Annotated in this window: 26 protein-coding genes; 16 read left to right on the top strand and 10 right to left on the bottom strand. The window is 63.3% G+C overall.

The window, feature by feature from the left end:
- Positions 1-31 precede the first annotated feature (31 nt).
- Positions 32-526, bottom strand: coding sequence for an anthrone oxygenase family protein (locus tag ACN6KF_RS10625; protein ID WP_434956813.1), 495 nt, complete (start codon positions 524-526; stop codon positions 32-34).
- Positions 519-1367: an NAD(P)H-binding protein gene (locus ACN6KF_RS10630; RefSeq protein ID WP_434956814.1), complete on the bottom strand. Its 849-nt coding sequence runs from the start codon at positions 1365-1367 to the stop codon at positions 519-521. The genes ACN6KF_RS10625 and ACN6KF_RS10630 overlap by 8 nt, the downstream gene beginning before the upstream one ends.
- A 174-nt stretch (positions 1368-1541) precedes the next feature.
- Between ACN6KF_RS10630 and ACN6KF_RS10635 the strand changes: the two genes are divergently transcribed.
- From ACN6KF_RS10635 to radC, 3 genes are all read left to right on the top strand, one after another.
- Positions 1542-2105, top strand: a complete 564-nt coding sequence (locus tag ACN6KF_RS10635; RefSeq protein WP_434956815.1) for a TetR/AcrR family transcriptional regulator — start codon at positions 1542-1544, stop codon at positions 2103-2105.
- A 109-nt stretch (positions 2106-2214) separates the two neighbouring features.
- A complete protein-coding gene (gene map, locus ACN6KF_RS10640) occupies positions 2215-3045 on the top strand; it encodes a type I methionyl aminopeptidase (RefSeq protein ID WP_434956816.1) in 831 nt (276 codons plus the stop codon).
- Positions 3046-3062: 17 nt separating this feature from the next.
- Complete coding sequence (gene radC / locus ACN6KF_RS10645; protein WP_434956817.1) at positions 3063-3818, top strand: RadC family protein; 756 nt, start codon at positions 3063-3065, stop codon at positions 3816-3818.
- Between the two features lie 63 nt (positions 3819-3881).
- Here radC and ACN6KF_RS10650 read toward each other — a convergent pair whose 3' ends face one another.
- On the bottom strand, positions 3882-4295 hold the full coding sequence (locus tag ACN6KF_RS10650) for a cytidine deaminase (RefSeq protein ID WP_434956818.1): 414 nt from the start codon (positions 4293-4295) through the stop codon (positions 3882-3884).
- A 71-nt stretch (positions 4296-4366) separates the two neighbouring features.
- Positions 4367-5122 (bottom strand): DeoR/GlpR family DNA-binding transcription regulator, encoded by a 756-nt coding sequence (locus ACN6KF_RS10655; RefSeq protein ID WP_434956819.1) that lies wholly within the window; start codon positions 5120-5122, stop codon positions 4367-4369.
- Between the two features lie 101 nt (positions 5123-5223).
- Here ACN6KF_RS10655 and ACN6KF_RS10660 point away from each other — a divergent pair, with 101 nt between their 5' ends.
- A complete protein-coding gene (locus ACN6KF_RS10660) occupies positions 5224-5826 on the top strand; it encodes an NUDIX hydrolase (RefSeq protein ID WP_434956820.1) in 603 nt (200 codons plus the stop codon).
- Between the two features lie 28 nt (positions 5827-5854).
- Here the strand turns inward: ACN6KF_RS10660 and ACN6KF_RS10665 are convergent, their stop codons facing one another.
- A complete protein-coding gene (locus ACN6KF_RS10665) occupies positions 5855-6883 on the bottom strand; it encodes a zinc-dependent alcohol dehydrogenase family protein (protein WP_434956821.1) in 1029 nt (342 codons plus the stop codon).
- A gap of 114 nt (positions 6884-6997) precedes the next feature.
- On the opposite strand from ACN6KF_RS10665, the gene ACN6KF_RS10670 reads away from it, so the two are divergent.
- Entirely contained in the window at positions 6998-7912 is a 915-nt protein-coding gene (locus tag ACN6KF_RS10670) for a LysR family transcriptional regulator (protein WP_434959650.1), read from the top strand.
- 169 nt (positions 7913-8081) lie between these two features.
- On the opposite strand, the gene ACN6KF_RS10675 is transcribed toward ACN6KF_RS10670, so the two are convergent.
- Positions 8082-8246, bottom strand: a complete 165-nt coding sequence (locus ACN6KF_RS10675) for a hypothetical protein (protein ID WP_434956822.1) — start codon at positions 8244-8246, stop codon at positions 8082-8084.
- A 21-nt stretch (positions 8247-8267) separates the two neighbouring features.
- On the opposite strand from ACN6KF_RS10675, the gene ACN6KF_RS10680 reads away from it, so the two are divergent.
- From ACN6KF_RS10680 to ACN6KF_RS10695, 4 genes are all read left to right on the top strand, one after another.
- Positions 8268-9494, top strand: coding sequence for an MFS transporter (locus ACN6KF_RS10680; protein WP_434956823.1), 1227 nt, complete (start codon positions 8268-8270; stop codon positions 9492-9494).
- Positions 9495-9699: 205 nt separating this feature from the next.
- A complete protein-coding gene (locus ACN6KF_RS10685; RefSeq protein WP_434956824.1) occupies positions 9700-11115 on the top strand; it encodes a circularly permuted type 2 ATP-grasp protein in 1416 nt (471 codons plus the stop codon).
- Between the two features lie 60 nt (positions 11116-11175).
- Positions 11176-12117, top strand: coding sequence for an alpha-E domain-containing protein (locus ACN6KF_RS10690; RefSeq protein WP_434956825.1), 942 nt, complete (start codon positions 11176-11178; stop codon positions 12115-12117).
- 16 nt (positions 12118-12133) lie between these two features.
- Positions 12134-12973, top strand: a complete 840-nt coding sequence (locus ACN6KF_RS10695) for a transglutaminase family protein (RefSeq protein WP_434956826.1) — start codon at positions 12134-12136, stop codon at positions 12971-12973.
- Between the two features lie 39 nt (positions 12974-13012).
- On the opposite strand, the gene ACN6KF_RS10700 is transcribed toward ACN6KF_RS10695, so the two are convergent.
- The 4 genes from ACN6KF_RS10700 to ACN6KF_RS10715 all read right to left on the bottom strand — a co-directional run bounded on the left by ACN6KF_RS10700 (position 13013) and on the right by ACN6KF_RS10715 (position 17672).
- Positions 13013-13312: a hypothetical protein gene (locus ACN6KF_RS10700; protein ID WP_434956827.1), complete on the bottom strand. Its 300-nt coding sequence runs from the start codon at positions 13310-13312 to the stop codon at positions 13013-13015.
- Positions 13313-13708: 396 nt separating this feature from the next.
- Entirely contained in the window at positions 13709-15121 is a 1413-nt protein-coding gene (locus tag ACN6KF_RS10705) for an FAD-binding oxidoreductase (RefSeq protein ID WP_434956828.1), read from the bottom strand.
- Positions 15122-15153: 32 nt separating this feature from the next.
- Positions 15154-16086 (bottom strand): dimethylarginine dimethylaminohydrolase family protein, encoded by a 933-nt coding sequence (locus tag ACN6KF_RS10710; protein WP_434956829.1) that lies wholly within the window; start codon positions 16084-16086, stop codon positions 15154-15156.
- A gap of 17 nt (positions 16087-16103) precedes the next feature.
- On the bottom strand, positions 16104-17672 hold the full coding sequence (locus ACN6KF_RS10715) for a zinc-binding metallopeptidase family protein (protein WP_434956830.1): 1569 nt from the start codon (positions 17670-17672) through the stop codon (positions 16104-16106).
- A 134-nt stretch (positions 17673-17806) separates the two neighbouring features.
- On the opposite strand from ACN6KF_RS10715, the gene ACN6KF_RS10720 reads away from it, so the two are divergent.
- The 7 genes from ACN6KF_RS10720 (at position 17807) to ACN6KF_RS10750 (ending at position 24415) form a co-directional block, all read left to right on the top strand.
- Positions 17807-18715: a LysR substrate-binding domain-containing protein gene (locus tag ACN6KF_RS10720; RefSeq protein ID WP_434956831.1), complete on the top strand. Its 909-nt coding sequence runs from the start codon at positions 17807-17809 to the stop codon at positions 18713-18715.
- 118 nt (positions 18716-18833) lie between these two features.
- Entirely contained in the window at positions 18834-19967 is a 1134-nt protein-coding gene (locus tag ACN6KF_RS10725) for an ABC transporter ATP-binding protein (protein WP_434956832.1), read from the top strand.
- Positions 19968-20064: 97 nt separating this feature from the next.
- A complete protein-coding gene (locus tag ACN6KF_RS10730) occupies positions 20065-21180 on the top strand; it encodes an ABC transporter substrate-binding protein (RefSeq protein WP_434956833.1) in 1116 nt (371 codons plus the stop codon).
- 61 nt (positions 21181-21241) lie between these two features.
- Positions 21242-22081: an ABC transporter permease gene (locus tag ACN6KF_RS10735; RefSeq protein WP_434956834.1), complete on the top strand. Its 840-nt coding sequence runs from the start codon at positions 21242-21244 to the stop codon at positions 22079-22081.
- Positions 22078-22890, top strand: coding sequence for an ABC transporter permease (locus tag ACN6KF_RS10740; RefSeq protein ID WP_434956835.1), 813 nt, complete (start codon positions 22078-22080; stop codon positions 22888-22890). The genes ACN6KF_RS10735 and ACN6KF_RS10740 overlap by 4 nt, the downstream gene beginning before the upstream one ends.
- A 148-nt stretch (positions 22891-23038) precedes the next feature.
- On the top strand, positions 23039-23806 hold the full coding sequence (locus ACN6KF_RS10745; RefSeq protein ID WP_434956836.1) for a proteasome-type protease: 768 nt from the start codon (positions 23039-23041) through the stop codon (positions 23804-23806).
- 201 nt (positions 23807-24007) lie between these two features.
- The gene (locus ACN6KF_RS10750; RefSeq protein WP_434956837.1) at positions 24008-24415 is read left to right on the top strand and encodes a DoxX family protein; all 408 of its coding nucleotides are present in this window, start codon (positions 24008-24010) and stop codon (positions 24413-24415) included.
- The last annotated feature ends 163 nt before the right edge of the window (positions 24416-24578 follow it).

The following is a 24578-nucleotide window of genomic DNA, read 5'->3' on the forward strand; positions in this document are numbered from 1 at the left end:
GCTAGGCCCCAGGGCAAATTCACGCCAAATATCAGCTGGCGCTGCGGCTGATCAGGACCAGTGTGAAGAGCATCATGCCCACTGTGGAAGCCGCCGTCCTGACACTGTTCCAGAACGTCCAATCCACCAAAAAGCGCTGCCAAAGTTCACTGGCCTGCGCCGTCTCGGGCTGAGCCGCAGCCAGCGCGTCGTTAAGCGGTACGTTCAAGGCCATGGTCACACCGACGCAGCCGACGAGATAGACCAGGCTGGCGGCGAGCAGCAGCTTGCCGCTCCACTCCCCCAGCCAGAACCAGGAGCCCAGGGCAAGACCGAGGCAAAGCACGGCCGTGCCCATGAAGGCCAGCATGAAGCCGGGATTGATCACGGTGACATTGATCGCCTGCATCGCCGCGATGCCGCTCGCCGGGGCCACGCGCCCGAGGGCCGGCATGACGAAATTGGAGAAGGCAAAGAAAATGCCCGCCACCAGACCGCTGCCGACCGCAGCCATGAAGGTGGTGACGTAAAGGGTGCGCTCAAGCATGGTTTCCTCCCCAGATGCCGGTGGCCGCGGTGCGGGCGACGTAGTCGGCAAAGCGGCGCGGCGGGCGGCTTAGTGCGCGCTCGACCCCATCGGCAATCGGTTCGTTGCGGCCATCGAGCACGGTAGCGAACAGATAGGTGACGAGTTCGATGACCTCAGGCGGCAGGCCCTGCTCGACCAGGCCGGCCCTGTAAGCCTGCTGGGACACCGGCACATAATCGATGCGGCGTCCGGCTGCCTCGGCGATCGCTGCAACGGCCTGCTCGAAGGTCAGGGCTTCGGAACCGGTGATCTCGTAGAGCTGGCGAGAATGCCTGGCATCGGCGAAGGCCGCTACGGCGATTTCAGCGATGTCGTCGGCATCCACGAAGGGCTCGGGCGCAAGCGTATCGGGCAAGACAACCTCCCCGGCCTGGATGGCATCGAGGAAGAAACTCTCGCTGAAATTCTGGAAGAACCAGCTGCAACGCAGGATCGTCCAATCCAGATCCGTGGCCTGCAGTGCCTCTTCCGCTTCCTGGGCTTCCGGCTCGCCCCGCCCGGACAGCAGCACGATCTTGCCGACGCCGGCGGCTTTGGCCTCGGCGAAGAACCGGCTCACCGCCGCCACCGCGCCGGGCAAGGCTAGGTCCGGCTGGTAGGCGACATAGACCGCGGCGATACCGTCAAGGGCGGCGGCCCAGCCTTCCGGCCTTTCCCAATCGAAAGCCGGCTGCGCCTTGCGCGAGCCGAGGCGCACGGACCGCCCCGCCTTTTCCAAGCCGTCGATGACTCGGCGACCCGTCTTGCCCGTGCCGCCCAACACCAGAACCGTACCTCTGGACCAATGTTCATTTGCCATTTCGACCTCCCGCTGATAAACATGAGTAATTCTCATATTTGAGAATGTGATAAATCCTCACATTTTTATTGTCAAGCCATGCCCGCAAAAAGATCTCTGACCGGCTCTCTCGACCAACCGACCACCGCACCGCTTCCCCGACGCGCGCCGGTCCAGCAGCGCAGCCGCGAGCGCATGGACAGGATTCTGGCGGTGGCGACGGCGATGATCGGGGCACGCGGCAGCGACCAGTTGAAGATGGGCGAGGTTGCCGAGCAGGCCGGCATCTCCATCGGCTCGCTCTACCAATACTTCCCCGACAAGAGCGCCATCATCCGCAGCCTCGCCGAGCGCTGCAGCGCCGAGAGCCGCCGCTGCATCGAGGATGCCCTGACACAAGTGCAATCGGTGGCGGAGCTGGAAACGGCCTATGGCTCGCTGATCGACATCTACTACGACATTTACCGGGCCGAGCCGGTGATGCGCGACATCTGGTCGGGCACGCAGGCCGACAAACAGCTCGCGGCCCTGGAACTCGCCGAAAGCCGCATCTGCGGCGGCATGCTGGCCGACGCCATGGCCAGAGCCCATGGCGCACCGGATGGTGCGAGCTATGCCGCCACGGCTTTCCTGATCTGGCAGCTCGGCGAGGCGACGATGCGCCTGGCAGTCTCGGTGGACGAAGAAGAAGGCGCTGCCCTCGTCGCCGCCTTCCGCCGGATGACACTGCGCGAGATCCTCACGCCGCTGCGGGAATAAGTCCCGGTTCCGGGCAGATCACAAGGCAGCCATGCGGTATTCAGAATTTTCTTTCCTGCCCGCATCCCCAGATGGCATAAGAATCGCACACGTTTAATCAGGTAGTTTCATGAGCTTCATCGACGCAGAACTGTCTCCCCAGCGCAAGAACGGCCAGATCAAGATCCATGGCCCGGAGGCCTTTGCCGGCATGCGCGCGGCGGGCAGGCTTGCGGCGCAGGGGCTGGACCTGATGGTGGACGCGGTGAAGCCCGGCGTCACCACTAATCAGCTCGACCGGATGCTGTTCGAATTCGCGATGGACAACAAGGCCTATCCGGCCACCTTGTTCTATCGCGGCTATCGCAAGTCGAGCTGTATTTCGCTCAACCATGTGGTCTGCCACGGCATTCCAGACGACAAGCCGCTGCAGGATGGCGTCATCCTCAACATCGACTACACCGTGGTGCTCGATGGCTGGCATGGTGACTCCAGCCGCATGTATACAGCCGGCGACATCGCCCGCCGCGCCGAGCGGCTGATGGAGGTCACCTATGAAGCGATGATGCGCGGCATCAACGTCATCAAGCCGGGCGCGACAACCGGCGATATCGGCTACGCCATCCAGAGCTATGCCGAAGCCGAGCGCTGCTCGGTGGTGCGCGATTTCTGCGGCCACGGTCTCGGCCGCCTGTTCCACGACGAGCCCAACATCCTCCACTACGGCCGGCGCGGCGAAGGCGTGGTGCTCAAGCCCGGCATGTTCTTCACGGTGGAGCCGATGATCAATCTCGGCCGCCCGGATGTGAAGGTGCTCAATGACGGCTGGACCGCGGTGACGCGTGACCGCTCGCTCTCGGCCCAGTTCGAGCACAGCATCGGCGTCACCGAGACCGGCGTCGAGATCTTCACTCTCTCCCCCGGTGAGTTGAATCAGCCGCCCTACGCCAAGGCTGCCTGAATGAAAGGGCTGCCTGAATGAAGAAGGGGCGCTCGCCATTGTCGGACGCCCCGCTTCCCGGCTTGGGCGAGGCAGCCCTGTTCCCCTCAGCCAGCGAACCGGGGGAGCCGCATTATCATGGCCATCGCGAGAGGCTGCGGCAGCGCTTCGCCGAGGCCGAGGGCCGGTTGCCCGACTATGAACTGCTCGAACTCATACTGTTCCGCTCGATTCCGCGCCGGGACGTCAAACCGCTCGCCAAGGCGCTGATCACCCGCTTCGGCTCGCTGGCGGAGGTCCTGGGTGCGCCGATCGCCCGGCTCAAGGAGGTCGATGGCGTCAGCGACGGCGTAGCCGGCGATCTCAAGATCGTCGAGGCGGCCGGCCATCGCCTCGCCAGAGGCGGCATCGCCAAACGGCCGGTGCTGTCGACCTCGGCAGCGCTCATCGATTATTGCCGCAGCACCATGGCCTTCGCCGAGCGCGAAATCTTCCGCATCCTCTTCCTCGACACCAAGAACGGCCTGATCGCCGACGAAGTCCAGCAACGAGGCACGGTCAATCACACGCCCGTATACCCACGCGAGGTGGTGAAGCGGGCGCTGGAACTCTCGGCCACAGCGCTGATCCTCGTGCACAACCATCCCTCCGGCGATCCCTCGCCCTCCTCGGCCGACGTGTCGATGACGCGCACCATCGCCGATGTCGCCGGGCCCCTCGGCATCGTGGTGCATGACCACATCATCATCGGCCGTGATGGCCATGTCAGCCTGAAGGCGCAGCGCCTGTTCTGAGCGCAGCTCTCATTGGGGGCATTGACCGCGGCTGAAGGCGCCTCTTTCCGGAAACGCCACCAGCTATTCGCTGCGCCGATATTTGCCTGGGAGCAGCGATGCGATGGCGGCCTTCGTCGCCCTCCCCGAGGCGTCCGGCACGATCACCTCGGCCGTCGGCGCATAGTCCGAGATCATCTCGCGGCACATGCCGCAGGGCGCGACGATCTCCATCGAGCCATCGCGATTGTGATAGACCGCGACGATCACCTCGATATCGGAAGAGCCGATCTCGGTGACGGCCCGCCCGATCGCCACCGCCTCGGCGCAAACCGCGATACGCCCCACATTGGCTTCGAGATGAACACCCGTGACGATCTCGCCGCTGCGAAGGCGCAAGGCGGCCCCGACGACATGCCAATCCGGCCGGTAGCGCGCAGCAATCGCCGCCCTGGCCGCTTCGATCAGCACCGTATCATCCACGTTCAGAACAGCCATGAATCCTCGCTTTGTTTACCGGTACCGGCCATGGTTGGAGAATATGACCGATTCCAGCCGGCGATAGCGCATCATGCCCGAATGATGGTAACGCCGAGCGCGCGGAAAGGCTCGACAGCCGGATCGGGCGTATCTTCCTCCACCAGCATGACGTCGATCTCCTCTATCGCCGCGACATGGAAGGGCGAGGCAGCGCCGAGCTTCTCCCGAGACGCCAGCACGACGGTTTCCGCGGCCTGCCGGCGCAGCGCCCGCTTGATGGCGGCCTCCTCGCTGTCGCCGGTGGTCAAGCCGATCTCGGCATGAATGCCCGTCACGCCCATGAAATAGATGTCGGCCCGGATGCGTGCGATCGCTTCGGCAGCGACAGCCCCCACGGCAACCATGGAATGACGGAACAGCCGGCCGCCGATCAGTTCCACCTCGATGCCGGCATGCCCCGCCAGCTCCACCGCGACGTTCGGACTATGGGTCACCACCATGGCCCTGAGGTTGGGGTCGAGATGACGCGCAAGCTGCACCGCCGTGGTACCGCCGTCGAGCATGACGACCTGTCCCGGACGCACCAGGCGCGCAGCCGCGCGGCCGATGGCGATCTTGCCAGCCGCCGAGACGTCGCGGCGCTGAGCGAGATCACCCATGGCCGGCGAAGCCGGCAGCGCGCCGCCATGGACACGCTGCAGCAGCCCCTCGCCCGCCAATTCGCGCAGATCCCGGCGGATGGTATCCTCGGACAGGTCGAGCTCCCGGCTGACCGTCTTGGCGACGACGCGCCCGTCCCGGCAGAGAACCTCGAGAATGTAAGCCTTGCGCTCGCTTGTGAGCATGACGCCGTCCGCCTCACGAATTTTCTTGACTATGCACGAAATTGCACGAAATTTAAGGCCCACTCAAGAAAATTCACGATATTTCGTGCAGAGAGGCTTCCATGAGCTTGGCGGATCGGGTGCGGGTCGAGGATGTCGAACTCCTCTCCGACAACTGGTATGTCCTGAAGAAGACGACGTTTCTCTATCGTCGCGGTGATGGGAGCTGGCAAAGGCAGAGCCGGGAGACCTATGATCGCGGCAATGGCGCCACCATCCTGCTTTACGATCCCTTGCGGCGCACCGTCATTCTCACGCGCCAGTTCCGCTATCCGGCCTTCGTCAATGGCTGCGACGATCTCTTGATCGAAGCCCCGGCCGGCCTGCTCGACAATGCAGGTCCGGAGGAACGTATACGGGCTGAGACCGAAGAGGAAACCGGTTTCCGGATTCACGAAGTCCGGCGTGTGATGGAGGCCTATATGAGCCCGGGCTCCGTGACCGAGAAGCTCTATTTCTTCGTCGCGCCCTACGGCCCCGGCGATCGCGTCGGCGCCGGCGGCGGCCAGGCGGAGGAAGGCGAGGACATCGATCTCCTCGAACTCGACATCGACGAGGCCCTGGCGATGGTTGCGCGCGGCGAGATCCGGGACGGCAAGACCATCATGCTGCTCTACCATGCCGCCTTGCATCTCTTCGGCAAGACGGCGGTCGCCGCGGCGTGACGCCTCGCCCCGGTCGGGCTCGCCTCAACTATCGTGCCGTCTCGATCACGATCTTGCCGAAGGCGCCTCGATCAAGATGATCGAGCGCGGCCGGAAGCTCGGCGAAGCCGTAGCGCTTGTCGATGACGGGTTCGAGGCCAAGCGTATCGACAGCCCGCACCAGATCCTCCTGGGCCCGGCGATGACCGACGCCGATGCCCTGGACCGTCAGGCCCTTGAGCATCAGGGGAACCACCGGCGCCGAGACCTCGATGCCTTCCAGCACGCCGATGACGGAGATGCGCCCTCCCATCGCCGCCGCCTGCACGGACTGCCCCAGGTTGGCGCCCCCTGCAATTTCCAGGATGTGATCGGCTCCACGATCGCCCGTCAGGCGATGGGTGGCCTCAACCCAGTTTTCGCGGCTGCGATCGATGCCATGGTCGGCGCCGAGTTCCCGGGCCCGCGCCAGCTTGTCGGCACTGCCGGACGTGACGATCACCCTGGCCCCCGCGGCCTTGGCGATCTGCAGCCCGAACAGCGAAACCCCGCCGGTGCCTTGCACCAGCACGGTCTTGCCGGCCAGAGGCGTCCCGCGCTCCACCAGCGCGAACCAGGCCGTCAGCCCAGCCACCGGCAAGGTGCTCGCAGCGGCATCGTCGAGAGTGGCTGGCGCAAGGGTGAACCAGTCTTCCGGAAAAGCGACATAGTCCGCAAGAACGCCGGGCCGCATGCCGCCCAAGGTGCGGTAGGGCGGCACGCGGGCCGTACCGTCGTTCAGCCCGTCGATCCAGCCGGGAATGAAGGTGGAGATCACCCGGTCGCCCGGTTTGAATCGCGTGCTTGCCTCTCCAATCGCCTCGACGACACCCGCCATGTCCGATGCCGGGGTGAAGGGGAAGGCCAGAGGCTGGCCGAAACCGGTCTCGATCACCAGCTTGTCGCGGTAGTTCAGGGAAACGGCGGTCACTTTGACCAATATCTCACCCGCCGCCGGCTGAGGCTTCGGCACGTGTTCGAACACGAGCCGATCGCGCCCGATCGCATTCATGGACCACCGTTTCATCTGCTCCGTCATCGCCATTCTCCATCGGCTGTGGGAGCGGCACAGTAATGTTGAATTTCAAGCACCAGTGGCGATATAATTTCCGTTCATTGGTTCTGTTTTATCTACAAGATCGTTCTTGCAATGGTGGATCGTCTCACGGGTGTCTCGGTTTTCGTCGAAGCGGTGGAGGCTGGCGGCTTTGCCGCCGCTGCCCAACGGCTCAACCTCTCGCGATCGGCTGTCGGCAAATCGATCGCCCGGCTCGAAGAACGGCTGGGCGCCCGCCTGTTCCATCGCACCACGCGCAGCCAGGCGCTGACCGAGGACGGCCAGGTCTTCTATGAGCGCTGCCTGCGGGCGCTGGCCGAGATCCGCGACGGCGAGGCCATGCTCGACAGCGGCCGGCGCGACGTCAGTGGTCGGCTGCGCGTCACCATGCCGGCCCTGTTCGGACGTGCCTGCGTCACGCCGCTTCTGCTCAAGCTCGCGGCCCAGCATCCGGCTCTCGAACTCGAGCTCAATTTCAACGACAGGCGCGTCGATCTGATCGAGGAGGGCTATGACCTCGCCATTCGCAACGGCACCCTCGAATCCGACGCGAACCTGATCACGCGCCGTGTCGCCCAGCAGCGCATGACGGTGTGCGCCGCACCTGCCTATCTGCGCGAGCACGGCGCCCCCCTCACCCTCGCCGCCATCGCCGACCATCACGCCATTCTCTACGGCCGTTCGGGCCAGCCGCGGTCATGGCTATTTCCGGTACAAGGCGGGCCTTCCGTCGAGATCATGCCTAGGAGCCGCTTCATCTTCGATGCCCTCGACGCGGTCGCCGATGCGGCGGTGGCCGGAGCGGGCCTTGCCTGGATGCCCTGTTGGCTGGTGGCCGACCGTGTACGCAGGGGCGAGTTGATCCGGGTGCTGACGGAACATCCGGGCCTGGTCTTCGATGTGCATGCCCTCTGGCCACGCTCCCCGTTGCAACCGCTGCGCGTGCGTGCCGCCATCGACATACTCGTCGCGAACCTTTCCCGCTTGATGAGCAACGAGGTCGGCCTCTGAAGGCGTAATGCGGGTAATTTAAGAAGGAAACGCCTTGAACTGGCATAGCCGGGCTTGACCCGGCTATCCAGAAGCCGCCTGCGCGGCGCGGCGATCCAGGCCGGAATGCCATGCCCTTGCCATCGGGCACGAATGGGATTATCCATTAATTAATTAACATATTAAATATCTAAAAATCCCACTCGGTCTTCTCGGCAATGATGAGTGCTTCGAGGCGACAAATCGAGGGCGACAGGAGGAAGCCGTGGCACATCAGGGCTATTCGCAAGGGGATGTCGCTGCGCGGGACTTCGCGATCGATCTGGATACCCAGGCAGTTGGAAACGCAATCCATCGGTTCACCGCGTGGAGGATCATGCCCCTACTGCTGGCGTGCTACGTCTTCGCCCATCTCGACCGCATCAATATCGGCTTCGCCAAGCTGCAGATGACATCCGATCTCGGCTTCAGCAACACCGCCTATGGCCTGGGCGCCGGCCTGTTCTTCGTGGCCTACGCCCTGTTCGGCGTGCCGAGCAATCTGATGCTGGACAGGCTCGGCCCGCGGCGCGGGATCACCCTCATCATGCTCGTCTGGGGAGTTCTCTCGGCCTCGACCTTCCTGGTGACCTCCGCCCAGCAGTTCTACGGCCTGCGTCTCCTTCTCGGCATCGCCGAGGCCGGCTTTTTCCCAGGGGTTCTCGTCTACATCAACCGCTGGTTTCCGCAGCGCCGACGCGGCCAGATCACGGCGCTCTTTGCCCTCGCCGTACCGGCAGCCGGTCTGCTCGGCGGCCCGATTTCGGGCAGCATTCTCGAAAGCTTCAACACCATTGCAGGCTTGCGCGGCTGGCAGTGGATGTTCCTGCTCGAAGGCCTGCCCGTCATCCTGCTCGCCTTCGTGGTCTACGCCGCCCTACCGGACACCGTGCGTGATGCCTCGTGGTTGAGCGAACCACAGAAGGACCACCTGATGGCAACCCTCGCTGCCGAACAGAAGCCGACAGCGAATATCTCGTTATCCCAATGCATTCGGGATCCCAGGGTTTGGCAACTGGTCGGCATCTATTTCGCCGTGATGCTTGCCGTGAACACGATTGCCTTCTGGACGCCGGCCTTGATCAATGGCGCCGGCATTACCAGCGACATAAGGATCGGGCTCCTCAGCGCTGTGCCCTATCTGGCGGGCTGCGTCTTCATGCTCGCCGTCGGCCTTTCATCGGATCGGTTCAGGGAGCGCCGCTGGCATCTTTGCATTCCGCTGCTGATGGCCGCCTGCGGTCTTGCCATCGTCGGCCTCGATCCCGGCAATCCGGTATCGACCATGCTCGGATTGACGCTTGCCGGCATGGGCGCCAGCACCTCCCTGCCCCTGTTCTGGCAATTACCGCCTGCTTTCATGTCTGCGGCTGTCCTGGCAGCCGGCATCGCCTTTGTGAGTTCGCTCGGCAATGTCGCAGCCTTCCTCGCCCCCTATTTCATCGGCTGGATGCGCGATGCGACTCAGAGCTCATCGCTTGCGCTCTACTGCGTGGCGGCTCTCATCGCTATTGGCGGTCTCGCCGTGTTGCGCCTGCCGGCCTCACTCGTCAATCCCCGGTAACCGACTGCCCCCTGATAGGTCGACCGCACTGGAGGCTTCAGCCGCCATTTCAGGCAAACGATGCCAGCGCGGCAGGCAAGTTGCCTTTGCGGTAGGCAAATCCGCAATTCTGCTCACGATCTCATCAATCGATATGCGCAGACCGCTTGCCGCCTTGCACGATCTCGCTCAATGTAACGCCAGATTGCACGTCTGGAGGGAATGCATGGCGGCGTTCGATGAGATGACACTGAGCGACGGTTCCATTCGACCCGCCTACGCCGATTTCGCGCAGTGGCTGTCCACGGCCCCAAAGGAATTACTGACCCATCGACGCAATGAGGCCGAGCTGCTGTTCAGGCGCATCGGCATCACCTTCGCGGTCTATGGCGATAAGGCCGGCGCCGAGCGCCTCATCCCCTTCGACATCATCCCACGCATCCTGGCGGCGCAGGAATGGGCGACGCTCAAGCGGGGCCTCGAACAGCGCGTGCGCGCGCTCAACATGTATATCAAGGACGTCTACGGCAAACGCGAAGTGGTACGCGCCGGCGTGGTGCCGGAAGACCTGATCTTCAACAATCCCGCCTTCCGCCCCGAAATGGCGGGCCAGAGCGTACCGCACGACGTCTATGTCCATATTGCCGGCATCGACATCGTGCGCGTCGACGCCGATACATTCTACGTGCTCGAGGACAATGCCCGCACGCCCTCCGGCGTCTCCTACATGCTGGAGAACCGCGAAGTCACCATGCGCCTGTTCCCGGAAGTGGTGGCACGCCACCGCATCGCCCCCGTCGAGAACTATACGGACGAACTGCTCGCCACGTTGCGCTCGATCGCCCCGCGCTCGGCCTCGCGCGATCCGGTCGTGGTGCTGCTTACCCCCGGCATGTACAACTCGGCCTATTACGAGCACTCCTTCCTGGCCGATCGCCTAGGCATCGAGATCGTCGAGGGGCGCGACCTCTTCGTGCGGGACGAGATCGTCTATATGCGCACCACCGAGGGGCCCCGCCGGGTCGACGTGATCTATCGGCGCATCGATGACGACTTCCTCGATCCTCTCGCCTTCCGCCCGGACTCCGCTCTCGGCGTTCCCGGCCTGATGACCGCCTACCGCGCCGGCAATGTCACGCTGACCAATGCCGTCGGCACTGGCGTCGCCGACGACAAGGCCGTTTATTCCTATATGCCTGACATCGTGCGCTTCTTCCTCGGAGAGGAGCCGATCCTACGGAACGTGCCGACGCATCGCTGCCGCGAGCCCGAAGCCTTGGCCTATGTGCTCGACAATCTCGAAAGCCTGGTGGTCAAGGAGGTCTCGGGATCAGGCGGCTATGGCATGCTGATCGGCCCGCATGCCAGCAAGGCCGAGATCGCCGATTTCCGCGCCAAGCTGAAGGCCCATCCCTTCGGCTATATCGCCCAGCCGACCTTGGCGCTCTCGACCTGTCCCTGTTATGTCGAGGAGGGAATTGCCCCCCGCCATGTCGACCTTCGCCCCTTCGTCCTCACCGGCTCGGACAAGATCCGCATCGTGCCGGGCGGCCTGACCCGGGTGGCCTTGAAGGAAGGTTCTCTGGTGGTCAATTCCAGCCAGGGCGGGGGTACCAAGGATACTTGGATCCTGGACCGATGAGGCAGGCCATGCATTGTCTATTATCGCTCCTCCCGCCTCCTCCCGTTCGGACGAAGAGCCATGCTGTCGCGTACCGCTGATAATCTGTTCTGGCTGGCCCGCTATGTCGAACGGGCCGAATATCTCGCCCGCATCCTCGATGCGGCCTATCGGCTGTCCTCCCTGCCGGCTTCCTATGGCGGCCTGACCACGGAATGGGAGAGTGCAGTGGAGACGGCGGGATGCGGTCCAGCCTTCTTTGCCGCCTATGAGGAGGCCAATGAGCGTACGGTCACCGAGTTCCTGGCCTTCTCCGCCGAGAACCCCTCCTCGATCCGGAACTGCTTCGAGATGGCACGCACCAATGCCCGCGGCGTCCGCACGGCGCTGACCGCGGAGATGTGGTCGACCATCAACGACTCCTGGCTCCAGCTCAAGCGCTACAATCCTTCGCATATGAGCCGCGAGGAAGTCTCCCGCTTCCTCGACTGGGTCAAGGGCGTCTCCCTGATGTTCGACGGCTCGGCCTATCGCACCATGCTGCGCAACGATGCCTACGCTTTCGCGCGCCTCGGCCTGTTTCTGGAACGCTCCGACAACACGGCACGTATTCTCGACGTCAAATATCATGTGCTGCTGCCACCGTCCGAAAGCGTCGGCGGCAGTCTCGATTACTTCCAATGGACGGCCATTCTGCGCGCCGTCTCCGCCCTCACCGCCTATCACTGGGTCTACAAGGAAAGCCTCAAGCCGTGGCTGGTCGCCGACCTTCTGATCCTGAACACGCAGATGCCACGCTCCCTCGCTTCATGCTATGAGAACCTCAATGGGAATCTCGATCAACTCGCACAGGTCTATGGCCGGCAGGGCCCAGCCCAGCGCCTGGTGCGCGTGACCCAATCGCGCCTCCAAAATCTGAGTATCGACGAGGTTTTCCAGTCCGGGCTGCATGATTTCATCACCGATTTCATCACCGACAACAACAATCTAAGTGCGGCGATCGCCGAGCAATATCTGATCTGAGAGACTGTTACGGACCATGCGCATCTGCGTCGCCCACGAGACCGTCTATCGCTACGAGCGGCCGGCCAAATCCGTGATCCAGACCCTTCGCCTGACCCCACGCTCGCATGACGGCCAGCATGTGGTGCGCTGGCGCATCGACGTGGACCAGGATGTCAGATTGAGCCAGGCCGAGGATGCGTTCGGCAATATCAGCCATGCCTTCGCGGTGATCGGCAGCATCGACAGCTTGACGGTGCGCGTGGAAGGCGAGGTGGAAACCCATGACAATGCCGGTGTGCTGCTCGGCGTCGTCGAGCGCTTCCCCGTCTCCCTCTATCTGCGCGATACCGATCTCACCCGTGCCGATGTCTCGATCCAGGCGTTCGCCCGCCAGAGCGTAAGCGAGGCCGAGGGCGGTCTTGCCGCCTGCCATGCCTTGATGCAAGCGATCCATAATCGCATTGACGTCAGCCGCGATCCGAAACGACTGGCATCCGGCCTGGTGGAGGCGTTCGCCGCCGGCAACGGCGTCGCGCAGGACGTCAGCCATCTCTTCATCGCTTGCGCCCGCACGCTCGGCATCCCGGCCCGCTATGTCAGCGGGCTGCTCTGGCAGCCACAGGCGCAGCAAGGCAGCGCCAGCCATGCCTGGGCCGAGGCCTATGTCGAAGGTCTGGGTTGGGTCGGCTTCGACCCGACGCTGCCGGTCTGTCCGACGGTCCACCATGTCCGTGTCGCGGCCGGCCTGGACTATCTTGGCGCTGCGCCGGTCCGGGGCGCCCATTACGGCGGCGATGGCGAAAGCCTGGAGGTGACGGTCGATATCGCTGAAAAGGGCGAGCGCCCGCAGGCACAGCATCAGTCACAGAGCTGAGTTTTAAACCCAACCGCCCGTGTCAGGGTCAATGGAGTGTCAAGGCAGGCTGGAATCGTGTTCGTGCTCGTAACGCACTGCGCCCGGACGTAATTTCGGCGTAAGCTTGCTTACGGCGAACAAAGCGAGGACACCGACGACATACCCCACCTGCAGGGTCACGGCGATCGCCACCATGTCGATCAAGGCCACGCCAAGGCCGAATCCTGCCACCCAGATAACGATGGCGCTGCCGACAGACGCGACCACGGCGACGATCGTGAAGGCCAGCACTGGAACGAAGGTTCCGCACACAACCCCTAGCGCCATCGCTACGATGACAGGCCAGATCACGAACATTGTCCTCTCCAAGTATGCCGATGCTCTGCCACCGGAACCCGGTATTTGGCCGCACCCGCCTGCGCGACCGACCCTCGCTTCACCGTATCTGTTCGAGCATTGCCTTGTGTCGAAGCTCCTCCGAAAGAAGGGCGTTTACACCCGGGAAGCTCGATCTCCTTCTTTAGAAAATGCCCCGACAGTGAGCATATTCTCCACGAAGGAAGCAATGCCCTATTCGGATTAGGTAAGCATAATATGCTATCGGCGTGACAGGAAAGTAGTTTCTTGGCGTCGAGAGAGGTATGGGGCTGCCCTGACGACTTTTCCAGTGTCAAGCTCCCGCTATCGTCACCGACCCAGCTTGAGCTCGAGATAGGCAAGGCGTCAGATCGGCGTCAGCACATCTTCGGCGTGTCAGGAAGCGAGCACCTTGCCGGGGTTCATGAGACCCGAGGGGTCGAGCAGGTCCTTGACCGATCGCATCAAGGCCAGCTTGACCGGATCGGCCGTGGCGTAGAGGGCATGGATACGCTTGGAGCCGACACCGTGCTCGGCCGAGAATGAACCGCCACGCAAGCGGATGCCGCCATAAAGCACGGCCTCCACGCCGGCGATATCGTCGGGCGTCAGCGCATCCGCCGCCCGGTTGAGCATGATGTGCAGATTGCCGTCGCCCAGATGGCCGAAGACAAAGGGAGCGAGCCCTGGCGAGACGCCCGCCAGGCCGGCAACACTGGCGCGGACATAGTCGTCCACCTGTGACAAGGGCAGCGAGACGTCGAAACTCGGCGAGTTGGGATAATCGACATAGAGGACTGCGGATTCCTCGCGCAACCGCCAGATCGCCTGCTCCTGCGCCAGCGAACTCGCCAAGACGGCGCTGGTCTCGGGATGGACGTCCAGCAATTCCTCATAGATCGCCGCCAATTCTTCCTGCAGTGCCGCTTCGTCGGCACCGCCCAGGGAAAGGATAAGATAGATCTGGTGGTCGAAGGAAAAGTCGGGCGCCGACCAACCGAAATGGCGGGCGGCATAACGGAAGTAATCGGCCCACATCGCCTCGGCCGCACGCAATTCGCCGACCCGCGCGTCGAGGGCGCGCCGGATGGCGGCAAGTGCCGCGGGCACCGAGCCGAAACCGAAAAGGGCGACGGCATGGGCTTTCGGTACGGCGTCCAGTTTGATTGCCACCTTTGTGACGATGCCGAGCGTTCCCTCGGCCCCGATCAATAGATGCTTGAGATCGTATCCGGCGGAATTCTTCACCACCCGGGTGAGATCGGAATAAACAGACCCATCCGGCAGCACCGCTTCCAGGCCGAGGATGCGATGGCGCGTCACACCATTGCGGAAGGCCATGATGCCCCCGGCATTGGTGGAGATCATGCCGCCTATGCTGGCCGACCCCCGTGCCGGGAGGTCGATGCCGGGTTCGAGATGATGGACGAGTGCTGCCTCCTGCAGAGCCTGAAGCGTGCAGCCGGCTTCCACCACCGCCACGCGCTCATCGGCGTCGAGCCGCTCGATCCGGTTCAAGCGGCGTGTCGATACGACGACCTGTCCCGCCATCGAGATACCGCCGCCGACGAGACCGGTGCGACCACCTTGCGGCACGATCGAGACGCCGTCGCGCAGGCAAAGCCTGACGATCGCAGCGACTTCCCCGGTCGTCGCCGGCGAGACGACGGCTGAGGCGCCGAGATTATCCGGCTCTTCGCCTGGGTCGAGCTCGGCGATCGCCTCGCCAGTACGGATATGGGTGGCACCGACGATGGAGGCGAGATCGGACAGAAAGTCCGCCGGCAGCCCGTTTTCCTGCGCGATCATCGCCTTACCCCATTACTCTTCGCCGTGAGCGCTCAGGCCGCGCGGCGCAGAGCCTGCGCCATGCAATGAATGCCGCCGCCCGTCTTGGATATCTCGCCGGTGTCGACGGCCGCAACCTCGAATCCGCGTGCCTTGAGCTGGCCGATCAGGCTCTTGCTCGCGGTGGGCGCGATGATCCGGTCATTGCCGAGCGACATGAAGTTGCAGCCGAGCGCCATGGTGTCCTGGAACGGTACGTCGATGATCTCGTGGCCCTTGGCCTTCAGCCAGTCGACGATACCGGGCTCGGTGCAAGCCAGGCATACCGCCGTCAGCTTCGGGGCGATCGGCACCACCATCAGGTCGATATGAACGTAATATTCGTCGATGAAGGCAAGCCGGGTTTCCCAGCCTTCCTTTTCGAACCACTCGGCAACCTGGCGGGCGCCCTCCTCCTGGGTGCGGGCTCCACCGCAGCCGATCAGCACGCAACCTTCCTCGATCACGTTGAAATCGCCGCCCTCGAAGGTGCCAGCCGTCACCATGTCGTAGATCGGAATGCCCATCTTCTCATAGGCCCGGATGGCGGCATAGTTCTCGCCCCGGCGCCACCAATTGGCCATGGCGGTGATGACGACGCCATAGGGGGTCATTACGCTGGAATCGCGCGTATAGACCTGCATCGGCAATTCGACTTCCGGCTCCAGCCAGTGAATGTTGACGCCGAAATGCTCATAGGCCGAGGCGAGTTCCTTGTGCTGGGCCTGCGCCGTCTGGATGTTGCAGGGCGCCTCGCGCAGATGCTTGCGCGACAAGGAGCTGGTCGCCATGTGCCGGAGATAGGCCGGAGAGCCGAGCAGAACGTCGGTCAGGCGGTCGGTCTCGTTGCGAAAGCCCCAATGCTTGAGCGGCTTGGTGCCGCCGGCGAGATTCCGGCGACGCAGGGTGAAGGCGTCGTCGACATGGATCTGTTCAATGCGGTTCATGGTCGTTTCCCTTTTCATCAGGTGGGGATCCACCATTCGCGCCCGCGAACGGTGGTGACATATTCAGGCCAGCGAAAGCCGATCGGCGGCGGATAATCGGCCAGCGGTGGGATCCAATTGGAGCCGCCGACGCCGCCGCCGGTACGTTCCTCGAACTCGCGACGGGCGGCGGCGCGCGCCTCCCCGTCCTCGATCAGGCGCAGGGCCGAGAGCGCGATCGTCTTGGCAGCGGTCGTCACCATCGGATCGATGGTGGCAGGCATGCCGCCCAGCGCATTCATCACCCAGCCCGGATAGGTGTAGCCCTCCGGCGCCCTGAGGGCCGGCCGGGCCACGTAGAAGCGTGCCGTCGGGGCATGCCAACTCATGTCGGTATAGTCGTCCGAGGTCGAGTTGAGCTGCGAGGGCGGCAGATCCCGCCGCAGGATCGCCTCGGCTTCCTGCGGGGCGATCAAACGCTCGCATTCGGCCAGGAAGGGCTTTTCCATCGGCTCCAGGCCAAGATTGACCTGGATCTCGCGGGCGAGCCGGCAGGCTTCCTCGCCCCAACGCGGCGCTCCAACCGTTGACATCGCGTCCCACACCACATTGGCGATGGCATGGTTGGCCAGGCCCGGGCGCGACTTGCACACCCAGTGGCGCTCGTAACGGCAGCCGGTCATCTTTGCCGCCATCTCCGCATTGCGGTCGAGCATGGCAGTCGCCTGCTCGGCCATGTCGAGGGTGGGCATGCGCATCATGTACTGGATCTCGGCGAGGCCCGCGGGGAGATTGTCCGCCGTCGCCTGGCCGGCCGTCAGGATCGCCTCGCTGATCGACCAGCCGCCCTGATGGGTCAGCATGGAATCACGCAGGGCCTTGGAGGCCATGTACATCATCATCAGCGCGTCATTGGCGCCGGGCGCGCGCACGGCGGAATGCGATTGCGGGATCGGCGCTCCCGCCGCCCGGTTCCAGGCTTCCGGCTCGTCGCAGACAAAGCGGTAGATCATCGAATAGGCGGCGCCGCAATGGGTATCCCAACGCACCGTGTTGCACATCGGCAGCATGTAGAAGGGATGGAAGGAGAGCATGCCGTCGAGGCCGTCATAATAGCCCTTGGCGGCATGGAGGGGCTTGGATCCCCTCACCTTCTCGGCCGGTTCGCCAGTGAAGCGCAGCGTGCCGGCGAGGCCGTGGCGCTCCATCGCCTGTTTGGTGGCGAGCAGGCCGCCAAGGCTGGAGGTGCCCAGCGCCGAATGGGGGTCGGTGTGGCCGCCGGCGTGCTCGCTGAGGCCCGGGCGCGGGCGCTTGACGGTGGCCGCATCCTGGCAATTGCCAGGCACCGCGTCATATTCGGCATACATGCCGATAACAGGCCCGCCCGGTTTGCTGGTCCAGTGCGCACAGAAGGCCGTCGGCATGCCGGCCGAACCTTCCTCGACGGTAAAGCCATGCCGGCGCAGGAGATCGACATACCAGCGCGCGGATTCGTATTCGCGCCAGGCCGTCTCGCCGAGGTCGAAGATGGTGCGCGTCCAGGTCGACAGATCACCGGCGATGGCATCGACATGCGCGAGCGCCGTTTGCTGAGCTGAACTGGTCACATTCCACCTCCCTGATTGCCATGGAGGATAAGCGGTGAACAACGCTATCAAAAAGTGATAAGTTTTGCTTGTTTGAGCAAATTCCATTCACCAATTCGATACCCACCCAGGGCGCGAGATTTCCGGAGCCTCCTTTGCGTATTCCCTCCACCCAAGCCCTGCGCGCCCTCGACAGCTTCGCGCGCCACGGCAGTGTCTGGCGCGCCGCCGAAGAACTCTTTCTCACGCGCAGCGCCGTCAGCCATCAATTGCGTTTGCTCGAGCGCGATCTAGGCTTCGATCTCCTGGAGCGCAACGGCAAGGGCGTAATGCTGACCGCGCGCGGGCGCCACTATGCCAACGAAGTGCGCAAGGCGCTCACGGTGATCGGCGACGCCTCGCTACAATATGGCGGCAGGGGCGTCGCCGGCACGCTGCAGGTGAGCTGCACCCCTGGTTTCGCATCGCTGTGGCTGTGCACCCATATCGCGGAATTCCAGGAGATGTACCCCGACGTGTCATTGCGCGTGGTGACGCCGCGGCGGCTCGACGACGTCTCCAATCCCGATGTCGACCTCTTCATCACCTTCGGTGATGGCAACTGGCCCAACCGGGCCGTCGAACTGCTGTGCGAAGTGCAGTTCACACCGTTGTGCAGTCCCGCTTTGCTCAACAAGGTCGGTGGTCTCAACGAGCCCTCGGACGTGCTGAGGGCGCCGCTGCTTCACCTGGGCGACTTCGACGATTGGACGCGCTGGCTGGCGCTCGCCAATGTCGAGAATCCCAATGCCGAATGCGGCATGATCTTCTCCGACATGAATCTCGTCTTCGCCGCGGCCACCGCCGGCCAAGGCATCGCCATGGGAGACGAGTTGACCTGCAACACCGCCATGAAGGCCGGCCAGTTGGTCCGCCCCTTCGACCTCGCCATCAAGTCCCCCCGCTCCTATTTCCTGGTGATGGAGCATGCCAAGGCCGGCCATGCCGTGTCGCAGGCCTTCGCGGATTGGTTGAAGTCGGCTTTGGCGCAGACCAGCTCGACGCATCGTTCCAATTATGCTTGAGCGCCTGTAGCGGGCTACCCGTTGGGGTGAATCAAATTTTTCCCCAGAGGCAACAACATTCAATTGTCGTGAACGATAATCACGCTTAGGCTTTGAACGGTTTTCCGGGAGGATATGCATGGCGCAAAGCGGCGGGGTAGCGGCCGGCAAGGCAGCCGGTCATTCGAGCATCGAACACGCTGCCGAGATCCGGGCCCAAGGCATCGGCAAGACATTCGGCAAGTTCGCGGCGCTCAAGGACGTTTCGCTCACCATTGCCCGCGGCGAGTTCCTCACCCTGCTCGGGCCATCGGGCTCCGGCAAGACCACCTTCCTGATGATCCTCGCCGGTTTCGAAAAGCCCACCGTCGGTCGCCTCACCCGCGACGGGACCGATATCACCACTCTCTCCGCCGAAGAGCGCGCCTTTGGCATGGTGTTCCAGGGCTATGCGCTCTTCCCGCACATGACGGTGGAACAGAACATCGCCTTCCCGCTGCATATCCGGAAGATGCCCGGCGACGAGATCCGCCGCCGCGTCGGCGAGATGGTGACCCGCGTCGGCCTCTCCGGCCATGGCCACAAGCTTCCCTCCAAGCTTTCCGGCGGCCAGCAGCAGCGCGTGGCACTGGCGCGGGCGCTGGTGTTCGAGCCGCCTGTGCTCCTGCTCGACGAGCCCTTCTCCGCCCTCGACAAGAACATGCGCAACTCGATGCAGGACGAGGTCAAGCGCCTGCACGAGGAACTCGGCACCACCTTCATCTTCGTCACGCATGACCAGAGCGAGGCGATGGCACTCTCCTCGCATGTGGCAATCTTCAACCATGGCCAACTCCTGCAGGTCGGCACGCCGCAAGAGGTCTATGAGAAGCCGACCAACCGTTTCGTCTCGGAATTCCTGGGCGACATCAACCTCCTGCCGCTGCACGACGTCCAGCGGGAAGCCGGCAACGCCCGCGGCTCCTGCGATGGAACCCTGCTCGACGTGCCGTCCCAGACCCATATCGGCAAGACCGGCATCCTGGCCATCCGCCCGGAGCATATGGATATCTCGGTGACCCCTCAGGCGGACGCCGTCAATTGCCTGGCCGGCACCGTGACGGCTTCGACCTATCTCGGCTCCGCCACCAAACTGTCCCTTGCGACCAGGAGCGGCACGCCGGTCAGCCTGACCCTGCCGACGGACAAGGCGACACAAGCCCTGGCGAACGGGCCGGACCTTTGGCTTACCTGGCCGAAGAGCAAGGGCTTCCTGTTGCCCGAAGAGGCCTGAGCCCCAGTTCTATCCGACGGTAAATCCAACAAGAACAAGCAATTAAAGCATAATTCCCACCATCCGCCTTCAGAGACCCAACAGGGGAACATCGGCTATGAATGAAGCCTTCCAGAAAGACTGTCTCGAAATCCTCGCCTCGAAGGTCGAAGCCGGCCAGATCAGCCGCCGGCGCTTCGCCCAGCTCGCCGCCATGGTGCTTGCCGGCGCGCCCTTCGCCCTGCGCGCCGATCCGGCCCGTGCCGATGGCGGCCAATTGGTGCTGGTCAACTGGGGCGGTGACGCAATCAAGGCCTACGATGCCGCCTATGGCCAGTCCTTTCTCAAGGATACCGGTATCACCGTGAAGGAGGATGGCAGCGGCCCGACCGAGGGCGGCATCATCGCCCAGTCCAAGAGCGGCAAGCCGACCTGGGACATCGTGGACGCCGACCCGTTCTCCGCCATTTCCCTGGGCAAGCAGGGCATGCTCGAGCCCATCGACTATAATGTGGTCGACAAGTCCAAGTTCCGGCCTGGCTTTGGCTGGGAGCATGCCTCCTCGACCTATTTCTTCTCCTATATCATCGCCTATGACGCCTCCAAATATGGCGACAAGGCCCCGACCGGCATGGCCGATTTCTTCGACGTGCAGAAATTCCCGGGCAAGCGTTCGCTCTACAAATGGGGCGCCGGCATGTGGGAGGCGCTCTTGCTGGGTGACGGCGTCGCACCCGAGAAGCTCTACCCTCTCGACCTCAAGCGCGCGCACGACAAGCTGGCCGCCTTCAAGGAAAACATCGTGTCCTATTGGGGCGGCGGCGCCGAGAGCCAGCAGGTGCTGCTGAGCGGCGATGCTTCGATGGCCCTGATCTGGTCGACCCGCGCCTCCATCCTGGAAAAGGATTCCGGCGGGCAGGTCAAGTTCATCTGGGACCAGGGCCTGATCTCGCCTGGTGCCATGGCGGTGATCAAGAACAACCCCGGCGGCAGGGACAATGCGATGAAGTTCATCGCCAGCGCGCAGGATCCCAAGAAGCAGCTGGTAATGTTCGACATGCTCGGACAGGGCCCCGCCAATCCGGCGACCGACGCCCTCATCCCCGCCGATCAGAAGCGCCTCAACCCGGTCGATCCGGTCAATATCGGCAAGCAGGTGGCGCTCGACATGAACTGGTATGCCGAAAATTACGGCGCGGCGCTGGATGCCTACACCAAGATCATTTCGGCCTGACCTTTCATCCACTGCCCGGGCAGGACCCAAGCCCGGGCAGTGAAGACATGCGAGAGCTTTCATGCACAAGCCTTTGTCTTCGCTCTCATTCCTGGTTCTGGCAGGACCGCTTCTGGCGTTCCTGACGTTGGTCTATCTCATTCCCTTCCTTGGCGTGGCCCAATGGAGCATCACGCTGCCCGAACCGGGATTGACGCAATATCAAAGGCTTGCCGGCGATCCCTTGGTGCTCTCGGTCTTCCTGCGCACCTTCCGTATCTGCGCCATGGTGACGGTAATCACCGTCATCGCCGCCTACATGATCGCCTATGTCTGGGTGCGCGGTACGCCGATGCAGCAGCGCCTGGCGGAACTGTGCATCCTCATCCCCTTCTGGATCTCGGTGCTGACCCGCGCTTTCGGCTGGCTCGCTTTGCTGTCCAATCGCGGCCTGGTCAACAGCTGGCTCCAGAGTCTGGGCTTCATCTCGGAGCCGCTGACGCTGGTGCGCAACGAATTCGGCGTCATCATCGGCATGTCGCATTTTCTTATTCCCTTCGCCGTGTTTCCGCTGGCCTCGGCCATGCGCAGCCTGGATGAGCGCGTCTTCCTCGCGGCACGCGGCATGGGAGCCGGTTCGATGCGCATCTTCTGGTCCGTTTTCGTGCCGATGACCTTTTCCGGCATCATCGGCGCCACGCTCATCGTCTTCGTGTTCGCCCTCGGCTTCTTCGTCACACCCGCCATTCTCGGCGGCGGCCGCAGCGTGATGGTGGCCGAACTCATCTATCTGCGCATGTTCCAGAGCCCGGACTGGGGCCTGGGCGCGGCGATCAGCGTCACGCTGGTGGTGATCGTGGCGGTGCTGATGGGCCTGCTGTTCCGCTATGCCCGCCTCGGCGATACGGGAGTGTCCAAATGACGTCGCACCGCCCCGGCCTGATCGCGCTCACCGCGGCCGCCCTCGTCGCCATTTTCCTGCTGCTGCCACTGCTGGCCGTGGTGCCGGTGTCGTTCACGGCGGCCCGCTATCTGTCGATGCCCAACGGTAATTATGCCCTGACCCATTACCGCACGCTCTTCACCAATCCGGACTGGGCCAATGCCATCCTGCTCAGCATCCGCATCGGCGTGGTCTCGTCGGCGCTTGCTACCACGCTGGCGACCTTGTTCTGCGTCGGCATCTGGATGTTCCGCCCCCGCTTCAGCGCGGCCCTTGTCGGCTTCGTGCTGCTGCCGATGATCGTGCCGCCGGTCGTTTCGGCGATGACGCTCTATTTCCTGCTCACGGGACTGTCCCAGGTCAGCTCCGCCATCGGTTTCGATACCTGGCTCGGCGTCGTGCTGGCCCATGTGGTGATGATCGTCCCCTTCTGCGTGGTGCTGATCCTGGTCTCGCTCAGCCAGGTCGACCGGCGCATCGATCTGGCTGCCCGCGGCATGGGCGCCAGCGTCTGGCAGCGCGCCACCAGGATCATCCTGCCCAACATCAAGTTCGGGCTGCTGACGGCGGCTATGCTCTCCTTCGTGCTGTCCTGGGAGGAAATCGGCGTCACCCTCTTCATCACCAGCGTGAACGCCATCACCCTGCCCCGGCTGATGTGGAGCGGCGTACGCGACAACATCGATCCGGCCATCGCCGCGATCTCCGTCATCCTGATCGTGCTGACCACGCTGGTGCTGGTCCTGCGCATGGTCTATTCGAGCCTGCGTTCCGCGCCGAAGCACTAAAAGGTTGCCCTGCCGCCTTTTGCCGCTGTCTCGACCGACGCTGCGCCCGTAGGCGGCAAACGAATCTTGCTCTATGGGAAGATCGCTGCAGCCTGGGGTTCGGGTTCGCATGGGGGCACCGCCGGCGGGCGGCTTGGGAGTTCAGTCGATGACCTATTGCGTCGGGATTTCGGTTCGCGAGGGCCTGGTGATGATCGCGGATACGCGCACCAATGCCGGCATCGACAACATCGCCACATTCCGCAAGCTGCACGTGTTCGAGGAGCCGGGCGAGCGCGTGCTGGCGGTTTGCACCTCGGGCAACCTGTCCGTTAGCCAGGCCGTATTGGACCACATCCAGGAGGGCCTGGAAAATCCCGATACCGGCGCCGTCGACACATTGATGAGCATGCCCAGCATGTTCAAGGCCGCTCAGTTGATCGGCCGGGCCATCCGCGCCGTCTACGCCACCGATGGCCGCAGCCTGGAGGAGCATAACAGCCGCTTCGACGTGGCCTTCCTGTTCGGCGGACAGATCAAGGGCGGCAAGATGCGACTCTTCATGATCTATTCTGCCGGCAATTTCATCGAGGTTACGGTCGATACGCCCTATCTGCAGATCGGCGAGCACAAATATGGCAAGCCCATCCTCGACCGCGCCGTGAACTACGAGACGGAAATGCCGGATGCCCTCAAGGTCGGCCTGATCTCGATGGACTCCACCATGCGCTCCAATCTCGGCGTCGGCATGCCGATCGACATCCTCACCGTGCGGCGCGACGCGCTCAAATCCGAGATCAGCCATCGCATCGAGCCGGGCGAGCCCTATTTCCACGATTTGCGCGAACGCTGGTCGGCAGCCTTGCGGGCGGCCCACATCGCCATTCCCAGACCGCCCTACATCATCGGCAAGACAGGCGTGCTCGACACGCCCTGAACCATAACGCATCGGCGCATGTCCTACGGCCAGACAGCGGAACGCCGCGGAAAATCCGTCAAGTCTGGAATGAAGTTAAACAAGAACGTGATGGTTCGTGATCGCCTTGCCGGTCGCGCGGGCTGGAAAGACACCGGCGGGTGACCTAAGGCTGCTCTTCCCCTAAAGCAAAACGCTTTAGCCATCCACGGAAGGAGCAGCATGTCACAACCATCGACGCAATCGACCCTCCAGGCCTATGCGCCGACCATCCTTTCCCTTGTTCGCATCGTCGCCGGCCTGATCTTCCTGGCGCACGGCACCCAGAAGCTGTTCGGTTTTCCGGCACTCCCGCCCGATCGCGAGATCGCGCTCTTCAGCCTGATGTGGTTCGGCGGCATTCTCGAGGCCTTTGGCGGTCTGCTCATCGTGATCGGCCTGTTCACCCGCCCCGTCGCCTTCATCCTTTCCGGACAGATGGCGGTGGCCTATTTCATGTTCCACGCACCGAAATCCTTCTTCCCGGCCCTGAATGGCGGTGACGCCGCCATCCTCTATTGCTTCCTCTTCCTCTATTTCGTTTTCGCCGGCCCCGGATCGATCAGCGTGGATTCGGCACGCGAACGGTAGGATCGAACCGCAGCCACCATGCGGATATCCAGGTCCGCCACGGATCGACAAGGGGCGGATGAAGCGTTAGGTTGCCCTCCCTGAATCGGCGCGGGATTGAATTGGGTTGAAACCGAACCCATTTCGGCCTGGGCCGATCCTCCTCGCCATGGAAATGGCCACC

It is taken from the genome of Labrys methylaminiphilus subsp. lupini, from assembly GCF_051161885.1.
In the GTDB taxonomy this organism is placed as follows: domain Bacteria; phylum Pseudomonadota; class Alphaproteobacteria; order Rhizobiales; family Labraceae; genus Labrys.